This is a genomic window from uncultured Campylobacter sp., assembly GCF_938040115.1.
In the GTDB taxonomy this organism is placed as follows: domain Bacteria; phylum Campylobacterota; class Campylobacteria; order Campylobacterales; family Campylobacteraceae; genus Campylobacter_A.
In genome coordinates, this window is record NZ_CALHXD010000031.1 from 1 (window position 1) to 11,989 (window position 11,989).

The following is an 11,989-nucleotide window of genomic DNA, read 5'->3' on the forward strand; positions in this document are numbered from 1 at the left end:
ATGTGTTAATATCATAAAATCTATTTCTGTAGGATTATATATAAATGGTGCATAGTTTCTTTCTGCATCTATTATTCTTCCTTGTATTAACCCACAATCTATCAAAAACTTTTTACCTGCTGCTTCTACTAAGTGGTTTGACCCTGTCACTTCCTTTGCTGCACCACAAAATACTATATTCATTTTTCCTCCATCTTTTGTATACAATATATACAAATATAATACTGCATAGAATTTGTTTTATCAATTAAAATGACTAAATTAAAATCTTTTAATTTTACTTTTTAAATAAAAAATACTTAAAGCTTATAAATATATATTATTCTATTAAGCTTTAAGTATTTACATTTTATATGTTTTTTCTACATTCTGTATTCTAATATTAATTAATTTAATTTGATTTATTTTAATTTATTTTATTTTTTCTTTATTTAAATAAATTTATACGGTAACTATCCGAGCTTACTTTTTAAAAGCTCATTTACTTTTGCGGGATTAAACGCACCCTTGCCCTCTTTCATCGTCTGACCGACGAAAAATCCAAAAAGCTTATCCTTGCCGCTTTTATACTCGGCGACCTTATCGGCGTTCGCGCTTAAAATTTGATCTATTATTGCTACGATAGCCGAGTCGTCGCTGACTTGTTTTAATCCCAATTTTTCGATGACGGCGTCTACGCTACCCTCGTTTTCCATAAGATAGTCAAGCACCTCTTTTGCCGCCTTAGCGCTTATCGTACCGTCTTCTATGCGGCGTAAAAGCTCTATCATTTTAGTTGAATTTACTGGCGATGTCTCGATCGTAGCACCGTTTTTTAGACGACCCAAAAGCTCAACGATGAGCCATGTAACGGCCAGTTTCGGCGATATTTTAGCATCCACGAGCTCCTCGAAATACCTCGCCGTCTCCACGCTACTAGTTAAAACTACGGCATCATCCTCTTTGATGCCAAGCTCGCGCTCGTATCTAGCGACCTTTTGCTCGGCAAGCTCGGGAATTTTGATCGCTTCGTTATACATCTCTTCAGGAATTTCGACTGGTAGCAGATCAGGATCGGGGAAATATCTATACTCGGCGCTATCTTCCTTGCCTCGCATTGAGCGCGTGACCAAATTTACGGTATCAAAAAGGCGGGTCTCTTGATAAACTTCCTCATCGTATTTACCGTCTTCCCACGCCGCGCTTTGACGCTCGACCTCGTAGTCGATTGCTTTTTGGATAAATCTAAACGAGTTTAAATTTTTAATCTCGACGCGCGTATAAAGCTTGCTGTCGCCTTTTGGGCGGATACTGACGTTGGCGTCGCAGCGAAAGCTTCCCTCTTGCATATTAGCGTCGCTGATGTTTAAAAATCGCAAAATCGAGTGCAGTTTTTTTAGATATGCAACCGCCTCGTCGGAGCTGCGCAGATCAGGCTCGCTCACGATCTCAAGTAGCGGCGTGCCCGCGCGGTTTAGATCGACTAGGCTCTGTCCACTCTCGTGGATATTTTTACCCGCGTCTTCTTCAAGGTGCGCCCTGGTGATGCCGATTCGTTTTTTCTCGCCGTTTACGTCGATAAAAAGCTCGCCTTTTTCCACTATCGGTATCTCAAATTGCGAAATTTGATAAGCCTTTGGAAGGTCTGGATAAAAGTAGTTTTTACGGTTAAAAACAGAACGTTTATTTATGGTCGCATTTACCGCCGCGCCGAAGCTTATCGCCTTTTTCACGGCTTCTTTGTTTAGTACCGGCAAAGCCCCCGGTAGCGCCAGGCAGGTAGGACAAACGTGAGTATTTGCCTCATCGCCGAAGCTCGTGGAGCAAGAGCAGAAAATTTTAGTTTTTGTATTAAGCTGAGTGTGAACCTCAAGCCCGATAACGACTTCAAACATAATTTGCCTTTTATTTAAAATTTAGGGCTTATTTTAGCAGGATTTTTATTTAAGTTAGATAAAAAGAAAGGGTTGCATCCGCCGATTTTTAGCGTATTTTAGCTAGCGGACGCGTAAATTTAAATTTTAGTGCTCGTCGTGGCTGATCAAGATCGCGCCGGCAAGATACACGTAAGTAAGAATCATAAAGATAAATGTTTGCAAGCACGCCATAAACGTAAGCAAGACAAACGCCGGAAGCGCAGCGTACGATGCAAGAGCAAGTACGACCAAAAGGAACAAGTCATCGCCCTTGATGTTACCGAAAAGTCGGAAAGAAAGCGATACGACGCGAGACAAATGCGAAACGATCTCGACGATAAACATTATCGGAGCTAGCCATTTATTAGGCCCCATGAAGTGAGCAAAATACTTAACCACGCCGTTTACGCGGATACCTTCGTAGTGGTAAAACACGAAAACTACGAGCGCTAGAGTGAGAGTCAAATTTAAGCTCGAAGTTGGAGCCTCAAATCCAGGTATTATGCCTATTATGTTACTTACAAATACGATCAAACCGATGGTGGCGACTAGCGGCAGATACTTTCTAGATAGCGCTTCGCTGCCTAGCACGTCCTTGCCCATGGATACGACGCCTTCTAAATACGCTTCGAGGATGTTTTGCGTTCCGCGAGGTACGAGTTGCAAATTTTTAGTTGCAAATTTTGCCACGATAAGCACGATAATCGCGACTAAAACGAGATGTCCCGCGTAATTTACCGCGTGGATAACGTGCTCGTTGTCGGTAAACAAAGAAGCGATCCAACCTGTAAACAAAAACAAATTTTCTTGCATGGATTAACCTTAGATTTATGAAATTTAACGGCAATTTTATCCAAATAAACGTTAAAAGTTTTTTAAGCTTACCTCAAATTTCGCCCAAATTTTAGCTTTTTTGTCAAATTTAACTCAAATTTCAACGTCGTTTTTTAAAATCAGCGCTTACGCGAAAAATCTATCGTAAACGAGCTTTAGTATCGTCGCGCCCACGACGGCTAAAAACACGACTCTAACAAATTTAACGTCCTTTTTTATGACCATATTTGAGCCAAAATACGCGCCCAAAACCTGCCCGACGCCCATCAAAAGCCCGACCGTCCAAAGTATCTGTCCGCCCGCGATAAAAACGGCAAGAGAGACGATGTTGCTGGTAAAATTTAGGATTTTCGTGTGCGCGACGGCTTTTTTCATATTTAGCCCGATGAGCGCAACCATCGCAAACGTCCAAAAACTGCCCGCTCCCGGCCCGAAAAATCCGTCGTAAAAGCCTAAAATTAGGCCAAATATCACGTAAAAGGCTCGTGCGTTCATTCGGGCAGCCCTATCCTCGTCGCCGACTTTTGGCATCAAAAGCGTATAGATGAAAATCGCTATCAAACAAAACGGGATAATAACGCGCAAAAACTCGGCGCTCAAAAACAAAATAAGCACCGTGCCGACGCACGCGCCGATAAAGGTAAAAACGATGCCGATAAAAACTTCGCGGAAATTTATCATGCCTTTTCGGGCGAAATTTAGCGCCGCGGTGAAGCTGCCGAAAGTACCTTGAAGCTTGTTCGTCGCTAGCGCCACGTGGGGCGGTACGCCCATCGCCATGATCGTGGGTAGCGCGATCAGTCCGCCGCCGCCCGCGATCGCATCGACGAAACCGGCCGCAAACGCCGCCGCGAAAAATATCAAATACGCCGTAACGCCGAAGTCAAAGTCCATTTTCGCCCCTTCAAAAAACAAAATCATACTACGAAAATTTTAAAAATTTATAAAATTCGGCCTTTTGTTTTAACGCGGTTAAAATTTAATAAAGCGGCGAGTAAATTTTGCCGAGCTGGGTTAAATTTAGCGGTTTAGGTTGCGACGCATTTTGCAAATTTTGCGGGCGCGCGCGGCGATTTTTTAAAGTTTTAGATAAATTTTGCAAATTTGAGCTCTATTTAACGACGGTAAATTTGATATAGTTTTTAAAATTTAGCTTGCAAAACCGCGCGGACGAAATTTGGATATTTTAGAAAATTTATTGAGATTTTGCTTTTTTGAGATGCGGGTTTAAAAACATACGAAACACCGAATTTAAAGCCGCGTTAAATTTGACTGAGTTAAGAAAAAGAAGTTCGCCGACTGCCGAGCGCAGCAAATCGGCGAATGCGGGATTATTTTATAACGCCGCAAACCATTCTAGCGCCGCCGCCGCCTAGTGGCTTTGGATGGTCGCTGTGGTTATCGCCGCCGACGTGGATCATTAGCGAGTGGCCTTTTAACTCGTCGATAGTTTTGATTTTTGGAGCTAGCACAGGATAAACCGCGTTACCCTCAGCATCAACGAAAAGCGCAGGTAAATCGCCCTTGTGGCCGCTGTCGTCCCATGCAAAAGAGTGTTTTTTAGTCTCAGCCGGATCCCAGTGACCGCCGGCTTTCATGCCTAGACCCTTCTCGTTAGCGCCGCAGTCAGCGTTTTGATGCACGTGAAATCCGTGCGCGCCGCCCTCAAGGCCTTTAAGGTTCGGGAACAGCGCCACGCCGTAGTTAGTCTCGACCGCTACCACCTCGCCCACGACCGTGTTGCCCTTTTCGCTTAGTTGCTCCATAGTGACGACTAGGTGCTTGCCTGCCTTTGGATCAAAGACTTTTTCCTCGTGCGCAAGAGCGCTAGTAGCGAGTAGGCAGCCTAGAGCCGCGCTAGCTAAAACGATTTTTTTCATTTTTTCTCCTTAAAATGTAATTGCAAGGTAACTATAGCCTAAATTTGATTAATTTAGGCTTTAAATTTTCTTAAATTTAATGCGCCGCAAGGGCTTAAATTTGCCGCTATTTCGCGAGAGAAAAACCCGCCAAATTTACTTTATCTCGCTTAGAATTTGCGCCAGTTCGCCGCTTTGCCCGATGCGGTAGAGCGCGAAGTCATATTTGATCGGATCGGCGGGGTCAAATTCGCAAAGCTTGTCCGTTAGCTCGCGCACGGCCCTAAAATCATAGCTTTTGCGAGAGATTAAGCCCAAATTTAGCGAAACTCGGTGTGTGTGCACGTCAAGAGGCATGAGGAGCTTGCTTTTTGGCAGGCTTTTAAAGAGTCCAAGGTCGATGTCGCTATCTCGCACCATCCAGCGCAAAAACATATTGTAGCGTTTATACGGGCTTTGCGGCGCTTTTTCGTATGGTTTGCCGAAAAAAAACTCATATCCCTCCGAGCGGTAAGGGTTTAGCGAATAGATAAATTTAATGAGCTCGTTTACGCCGTCCACCATCGAGCCGCTTTTTTCAAAGCCCGCTCTCACCGCACCTTCGATATCACCGTGTTTTTTTAGGCGCGAAACGGTGATAAAAATTTGCCGCACGTCCTCGCAGCTTTGAAAGCGGTATTTGTGCTGCGTCAAATTTGAAATGATTTGCTCCTCGCTTTTATCTAGCAGCGAAAAATCGAGCGAATTTAGAAAATTTACGATTAGTTTTGCGTTGCCGTAAGCAAAAAGCGCGCAGATGAGCGAGATCTCGGGCGTTTTAAATTTGCTAGCGACTTGTAGCGGATCGGCGGCGGCAAACAAGTCCGCATGGGTATTTTTAGAGATTACGTTTTGATCCAGGAGGGTTTTTAAGTCCATTTTTAGCCTTTTTGGCCGAGATTTTAAACCAAAAAGGCTAAAATAAATTTAAATTTACTGTTTTAGCGTGAGCAAGGTATCGAGCATCTTTTCTACGGTCGTGATTATTTTAGCCGCCGCACCGTAACTGCTTTGAAAGCGTATGAGGTTTGTCAGCTCCTCGTTTAAATTTACGCCGCTAACCGACTGATACTCAGACATAGCAACTTTATGGATAGCTGTATTTGCGTCGTTTAGATCGTTATTTGCCTGAGTTTGGCTAGCTAGATCGGTGGTTATATAGCGATAGTAGCCCTCGACGCTCTCCTCCTTGTCCGCATGCTTGTCGGAGTAAAATATGATTTTTTTATACTGCATTTGCACCATATCGTTTGCGACTTCGTTGTTGCCAGGAGTCGGGTTTGAGTAGGCTTTTAGCTTGTGCGGATTTTCCATCAGCTCGCTTTTTACGCTCATATTTTTCGCGTTTCCGCCCTCAAAAACTCTATTTACCCCGATAATACCTGGGAAATTGGTACCTTTATCGACGAAAGCGACGCTGTATTCGCCGGCGTTTCTTTTAGCTGTTACGCCAAACGTGCCTTTGCCAGTCGCCGCGTCGTATTGGTAGTTTGCCTGAAAATAATCGTCCACGTCGTTTAGCGAATTGTTATCGCCGTTGTCATCGGTGTCTGAGTTAAAGTCTCGCACGATAGAGTTGCCGCGAGTATTGTCATTTATAGTAGTAGAGGCGTTTATGTTTATCGTTTTTCGAGCGACCTCTTGACCTTGGTTGTTATAAACTACGACGTCAAAGCTACCGTGCTTTATATCGTCGTTAAAATTCATCAGCGTCCTAGAGTCGCTTAGACCGTCTAGTTCGTCGGTTACGGCGTTTTCTACGGCCGATCTTGCGTAGATATTGTTTGTCTCATTTATGATGCCTTTGGCGAAGGTATTTAGGTTGTCGATGTATTTTTGTATGGTTCCGTCTTGAAATTCGCCGTTATCATCCACTCTTCGTCCGCGCAGATCTAGTGCGGCACCTAGTTTACCGCCCGAGATTCGTCCGTTTAGATCAACTTTCTTGCTATCGTCTCTTTCGAAAAATACACCTTTAAAATCGCTCTTGTCGCTTATCCTATCGACTGTTAGCGGATGATACGTCGTACCGTCTACGATATTAAATCCTGAAATATTTATCTGATGCTTGGTACCCATATCGGTTACGGTCGGATCGATATTGTTGCTTTGTAGTTGCCCCTTAAATACGCTTATGCCGGCAAATTTCGACATCGCAAGCTCGAGCTGATCGCGTTTGTCGCGTAGGTCGTTTGCTCTAGTAGTGCCGACTGACTCGACACGCACGATCTCTTTATTTATCTGTGCGATTTGCTTGGCGTATTTGTTTATTTCATTTACGGCAACTTCTATCTGCGAGTCCACGTCCTTTTGGATCTTAGTTAGCATATCGTGAGCTTTGCTTATGCTATTTGATAGCGTCGCGGCCGAATTTAGTAGATTTACCTTCTGAGAACCCTCGGTCGGGTTAGAAGCGAGGTTGTTCCATGCATTAAAATAATTTTGCAAATCCCTGCCTATGCCTACGCTTTGTAGATCAGGGAAGCGCTGCGAAATCTCCTCTAAAATTTGCTTTTTATATTCGCTTGATTCTAAATTTATATTTGAAGTGCGAAGCCTAGCAAAAGTAAACTCATCATGCACGCGTACGACCGTATCGACCTTGGTACCAGTACCGATGTCGCCGGGCATATCGTGAAAAGGCTCTCTGGCAGACTGCACGACGCGCTGCCTCGTGTAGTGCTCGCTATCGGCGTTTGTGATGTTGTGTCCGGTCGTAGTGATCTGCGTCTGCGCGGCGTCTAGGCCACTCATTCCGATATGTAAAGACGAAAAAATATTAGCCATTTTTTAAACCCTTGTTTTAAATAAACTTTCAGGCGTCAAGCCTTCTTTGTCGTAGCTGCCAGACTCGCTTTTAAACATATTTTTTAGCAAGCTATCGAAAAATTCTTTCACTCCGACGACGTATTTTGCGTATTCTTTGTTTTTTGAGTAGAGCTCTTCAAGCTTTGAGCGCATAAGCGCGAGAGATGATTTCACCTCATCATCAAGGATCGAGCTTAAATTTACCCCGCCGTTTTCCTTCGAGACTCTTAAAAGCTCTTTATCTAGCAGCGATTTTATAGATTCGAATTTTTTAACCAGCTCGTTTTTGCGTTTGACGCTATCATCGACCTTAGTGTGATCGGCTAGTTTTATCTTTTCTATATCTTCCGTAGTTTGGGCGATGAGCTCATCTAGTACGCCCATCGCCTCATCTAAATATCTTTTAAGCATTTTTTGTCCTTTCTTTTTACGCAAGGACAAAAAATCTTATAAAAGCGTATCGGCAACGGCTTTTGCAGTCTTGGACATATCTAGTTTATATGTTCCGTTTGCGATCTGCTCGGCTATCTTTGCGACCTTGCTTTCTTCTTTGCCTTGTGTTTTTTCCATGTTTTCGCTCTTTTTTACGTCGTTTGAGCGAGTGATTTGCTGCGGGCTCATGCCCAGTTTAGCTCCCAAAGTTCCTATCATTTTAAAGCCTTTTTAGATTTGTTAGAAACTAAATCGGCAAATTTTGAAATTTCTTAAGCCCTTTCTTTCAAATAATTGAATAAAAGTTCGCTAAAGCCCAAATTTCCGCTCAGAGCCTTGCTCATCGTATCGTTATACATCGAGTGATAGATCTCGTCTCCGGCATCTTTGCCAAATAACGGATTTTCGTCTTTTAGCGCGATATCCAGCACGCTTTTAACTAAAAACGCCTCAAAAGCGTCGGTTTGCTCTTTTAAAAGCGCGTCTTGTTCGCTTTGAGGCTTATTCGCGCGCCTATTTTCAATAGAGCTCGTGGCAAATTTATTATACGAGCTTAAAGCCGCGGAAGTATCTACGTTTAACATTATATTATCTCCAAATTTACATGTATGGCGCCTACGCGTTTTAGATTTTCCATTATCGCGATGATGTCGCTAGGGGTCGCACCCATCTTGCTTAGCGCCCTTGCGACGCTGGCTACGGTTGTTTTTTCGCCGCTTATTTTTAGCATATTAGTTAGCGGATCGATCGCTGCGCCGTCTTGCAGATCGATTGTTTGCTGATTTGCCGCCATGTCGTCATACGAGCTAGGCTCTATCTTTATCGTGATATCGCCGTGCGTGATGACGACGGGATCAACTGTGATATTTATACCACTTACTATCGTGCCCGTGCGCTCGTCGATTACGATCTTATCTAGCGCTTTATAATCCACGTCCAAATTTAACACCCTAGCTACGAAATCGACCATATTTGCGCCGTTTGGCTTAGCGATCCTGATCGTTCGAGAGTCCACGGCCACCGCACTATCGCCGCCTACGTTTAAATTTACGGCTCTTTGGATGTTTGAAGCGGTGTCGAAATTCGACTCCTTTAAGCTTAAAAATATCGCTTCTTGATTGTAGATATCGTACGCTATTTCGCGCTCCACGATAGCGCCGCTTGGGATCGTGCCCGCGGTTACGTGGTTGCCGCCTTTACTTCCACCTCCGCGAGATGCGGTTTTACCGCCTATGGTTAGCGAGCCCTGCGCTAGAGCGTAAATGTCGCCGTCCACGCCCTTAAGCGGAGTCATCAAAAGCGTTCCGCCCTGAAGGCTCTTTGCATCGCCGATAGATGAGATCACGACATCGAGCTTATCTCCTTGCCTAGCAAACGGAGGCAGCTTTGCGATGACCATAACCGCGGCGGTGTTTTTTGATTTGATATCGTCGGGCTTGATTTTTACGTTCACGCTTTGAAGCATATTTGAAAGAGACTGGATCGTAAACTCCGAGCTACTGCCGTCGCCAGAGCCGTTTAGGCCTACGACCAGGCCGTATCCGATCAGCTGATTTTCCCTCACGCCAACGACGTTTGCGATGTCTTTTATCTGCGCCGCAAAAGCCGATATGGCAAGGGTTAGCAAGCATGCCGCTAGTTTCATTTTAGTCCTTAAATTTGTATTTTCAAGGACTAAAAGCAATTAGCATTCCAAATTGAAACAAAAATTTTTAAGAATAGTAGCTAAGCGAAGTATTTCCGAATTTTTTAGATTTTAAAAGCGTAAAAGCCCCGATATTTTCGGATAAATTTAGATGGCTGGCGTGCTCAAAAGCGATCAGATAAATTTTATCTTTTGGCAAATTTATCGCCAAATTTACGCACTTTTCATAAACGTTCGCAAAACCGTCTCTGATATCAAAAGGCGGGTCAAGATACAAGATAACGGGTAAATTTTGCCTTGCCACGATAGCTGGCGTCATCTCAAAGGTATCGCCGTTTATGATTTCCAGCTCGTCGCCGATGAGCTTGGCGTTTCGTAACGCGATCTTGTAGGCGTTTTTGTCGATTTCTACCGCATAGGCCTTTGCAGCGCCGTTACTTAGCGCTTCTGCGGCCATCAGCGCGCTACCACCGAAAGCCTCGATAAAAACCTTACCCGCTAGCTCGTAGCGAAACGAATCAAAAAATGAGCCTTTGACGATGCTTTTTGTGCTTCTTGTAGTTTGAAGCGATGGCAAAAGCAGCTTTTTACCTTTAAATTTGCCGCTTGAAATCGTAGCGTAGAGATTTTTCAACGAGCTTTCCTTAGAATCGCAAGTAGCTCTTCTTTAAATTTATCTATCAAATTTGAAACCTCAAGCTCCAAATTTGAGCCGTTTTTCGGCGCGGCTTCTTCTTTTATAACAAATGCCGGCGAGGTCGTGCGAGAAGGGGCGATAGGCTCTGAAAACTGGATCGCCGAGTAAAACTCCTCAAGCGCAGAAATAAGGGCCTCTTTGCTAAAAGGGATTTTTAGATGCGGCGAATGCTCGGCGATCACGAAAACGGGCTTTTTGGTCTCTATCTTTTTGTCCGCCACGATAAAGTCGCAATCTTTTCTAGGCGAGATAAAATCCCTCAAAAATAGCCTTAGCGACTCCCCCAGCAAAATGCAGTCGCATTCAAACGAAACTTTCACGAATTCTCCTTTTTCTCGCCTTAATTTAGGCTGGATTTTAACAAATTTATGCGAAAATTTAAATTAAGCAAAAATTTTCCCGAACGGGGCTAAAAAAATTTGCAAATTTGACGATATAGAAGCTAGCAAACATTTAAAGGAGAAAATATGGAAATTTTCAAAGTAGCAAGCCAGCCGATGGCAAATGTAGCTACAAGCTCGCACGCACAAAGCTCTACGCAAACCAGAGAGGTCGAAAGGACGCAGATCCAGCAAGATACGACGCGCAATCTAACTGAGCAAAACAACGAAACGCTAAGCAAAGAAGTAAAAGAAGCCACCGAAAAACTAAATAAACAAATGGAAGATCTAGGCACTAGTATACGCTTTGGCTATAACGATAAAATAGGCGCGATGTACGTAAACGTAATGGAGATGAAAACGGGCGAAGTTATTCGCAAAATCCCGACCGAGCAGGCGATGAAGCTAAGCGAGTATTTTAAAGAAGCCGTCGGCGTATTATTTGACAAGGAGAGCTAAAATGGCGCTAGGTAAAGTTTCTTCACTCGGCTTTGGTAGCCAAGTTCTAACTCAAGACGTTATAGATAAGCTAAAAGCCGCCGACGAAGCGGGTCAGATAAAACCCGTAACTGCTAAAATCACGGCAAATGCGACAAAGCAAAAAGATCTGACCGCCCTAAAAACGCTGATCGGCACCTTTCGCTCCTCGGTTTCAACCCTAGCAGACGATAGCTCATATCAAAAAAGAACGACTAGCTCGGACGGTAAAAGCGCGGATATAAGCGCAAGCGCGGGCGTCGCAGTACAAGATATAGAAATAGACGTTAAACAACTAGCTAAAAAAGAGAAGCTACAAGACTTTGGACTTAAAAAGCTTGCAGGTTTTTTAGAGAGTAAATTTACAAAGCCAGCAAAGCCTCTTATAATGGGCGTTGTAAATATAAACACAGATAGTTTTAACGAGCAAAGCCGCATAAATACGCAAAATGGCATAGCAAAGATTGAAAGTATGATAGGAGCAGGTGCTGACTACATTGACCTTGGTGGCGTTAGCTCAAGGCCAGGAAGCGAGTATTGCGGCCGCGAGGAGGAGTTTAGGCGCATAAAAGATATCATTGAAGAAATTTATAGGCTAAATTTACATGAAAAGGCGAAATTTAGCCTTGATAGCTTTGATCCTTATTGCCTTGAATTTGCCCTAAGTCATGGCTTTAAAATGATAAATGACATCACTGCAAACGCCTCACTTGCCACGCTTGCGGCGCGATATGATGCTGAGTTTTGCATGATGCATATGCAAGGCGATCCAGCCACCATGCAGGTGGCGCCAAAATATAACGACTTAATCGGCGAGATAGCAGACTTTTTTGAGCAAAAAATGGCCCTTGCAAAGGAGCTTGGCGCCAAAAAGCTAGTGCTTGATGTGGGTATTGGCTTTGGCAAGACGGCTGAACAAAATT

14 protein-coding genes and 1 pseudogene are annotated in these 11,989 nt (G+C 43.8%); 2 read left to right on the forward strand and 13 right to left on the reverse strand.

The window, feature by feature from the left end; translation table 11 throughout:
- The 13 genes and pseudogenes from Q0314_RS01295 to Q0314_RS01355 all read right to left on the reverse strand — a co-directional run.
- Window positions 1–183 (reverse strand): annotated as a pseudogene (locus Q0314_RS01295) (MBL fold metallo-hydrolase); the annotation flags it as partial.
- A 269-nt stretch (window positions 184–452) separates the two neighbouring features.
- Window positions 453–1,874 (reverse strand): Asp-tRNA(Asn)/Glu-tRNA(Gln) amidotransferase subunit GatB, encoded by a 1,422-nt coding sequence (gene gatB, locus Q0314_RS01300; protein WP_298055642.1) that lies wholly within the window; start codon window positions 1,872–1,874, stop codon window positions 453–455.
- Window positions 1,875–2,000: 126 nt separating this feature from the next.
- A complete protein-coding gene (locus tag Q0314_RS01305; protein WP_002953298.1) occupies window positions 2,001–2,708 on the reverse strand; it encodes a F0F1 ATP synthase subunit A in 708 nt (235 codons plus the stop codon).
- A gap of 147 nt (window positions 2,709–2,855) precedes the next feature.
- Window positions 2,856–3,623 carry a TSUP family transporter gene (locus tag Q0314_RS01310; RefSeq protein ID WP_298055645.1) on the reverse strand — a complete coding sequence of 256 codons (768 nt, stop codon included), beginning with the start codon at window positions 3,621–3,623 and terminating at the stop codon, window positions 2,856–2,858.
- Between the two features lie 437 nt (window positions 3,624–4,060).
- Window positions 4,061–4,609, reverse strand: coding sequence for a superoxide dismutase family protein (locus tag Q0314_RS01315; protein WP_298055647.1), 549 nt, complete (start codon window positions 4,607–4,609; stop codon window positions 4,061–4,063).
- Window positions 4,610–4,744: 135 nt separating this feature from the next.
- On the reverse strand, window positions 4,745–5,506 hold the full coding sequence (locus tag Q0314_RS01320) for a TIGR02757 family protein (protein ID WP_298055649.1): 762 nt from the start codon (window positions 5,504–5,506) through the stop codon (window positions 4,745–4,747).
- A gap of 54 nt (window positions 5,507–5,560) precedes the next feature.
- Window positions 5,561–7,414 carry a flagellar hook-associated protein FlgK gene (gene flgK / locus Q0314_RS01325; protein ID WP_298055652.1) on the reverse strand — a complete coding sequence of 618 codons (1,854 nt, stop codon included), beginning with the start codon at window positions 7,412–7,414 and terminating at the stop codon, window positions 5,561–5,563.
- A gap of 3 nt (window positions 7,415–7,417) precedes the next feature.
- On the reverse strand, window positions 7,418–7,846 hold the full coding sequence (gene flgN, locus Q0314_RS01330; RefSeq protein ID WP_298055654.1) for a flagellar export chaperone FlgN: 429 nt from the start codon (window positions 7,844–7,846) through the stop codon (window positions 7,418–7,420).
- A 36-nt stretch (window positions 7,847–7,882) separates the two neighbouring features.
- A complete protein-coding gene (locus Q0314_RS01335; protein WP_122873807.1) occupies window positions 7,883–8,086 on the reverse strand; it encodes a flagellar biosynthesis anti-sigma factor FlgM in 204 nt (67 codons plus the stop codon).
- Between the two features lie 53 nt (window positions 8,087–8,139).
- Window positions 8,140–8,451: a rod-binding protein gene (locus Q0314_RS01340; protein ID WP_297965343.1), complete on the reverse strand. Its 312-nt coding sequence runs from the start codon at window positions 8,449–8,451 to the stop codon at window positions 8,140–8,142.
- A complete protein-coding gene (locus tag Q0314_RS01345) occupies window positions 8,451–9,512 on the reverse strand; it encodes a flagellar basal body P-ring protein FlgI (RefSeq protein ID WP_298055657.1) in 1,062 nt (353 codons plus the stop codon). The genes Q0314_RS01340 and Q0314_RS01345 overlap by 1 nt, the downstream gene beginning before the upstream one ends.
- Before the next feature lie 67 nt (window positions 9,513–9,579).
- Window positions 9,580–10,146 (reverse strand): 16S rRNA (guanine(966)-N(2))-methyltransferase RsmD, encoded by a 567-nt coding sequence (gene rsmD / locus Q0314_RS01350; RefSeq protein WP_298055660.1) that lies wholly within the window; start codon window positions 10,144–10,146, stop codon window positions 9,580–9,582.
- Window positions 10,143–10,529, reverse strand: coding sequence for a hypothetical protein (locus tag Q0314_RS01355; protein WP_298055663.1), 387 nt, complete (start codon window positions 10,527–10,529; stop codon window positions 10,143–10,145). Before Q0314_RS01355 ends, rsmD begins: the two co-directional genes overlap by 4 nt.
- Before the next feature lie 147 nt (window positions 10,530–10,676).
- Here Q0314_RS01355 and Q0314_RS01360 point away from each other — a divergent pair, with 147 nt between their 5' ends.
- Window positions 10,677–11,048 (forward strand): FlaG family protein, encoded by a 372-nt coding sequence (locus Q0314_RS01360; RefSeq protein WP_009495999.1) that lies wholly within the window; start codon window positions 10,677–10,679, stop codon window positions 11,046–11,048.
- A gap of 1 nt (window position 11,049) precedes the next feature.
- Window positions 11,050–11,989: dihydropteroate synthase (locus Q0314_RS01365; RefSeq protein WP_298055669.1), on the forward strand; the 940-nt coding region annotated here is incomplete at its 3' end.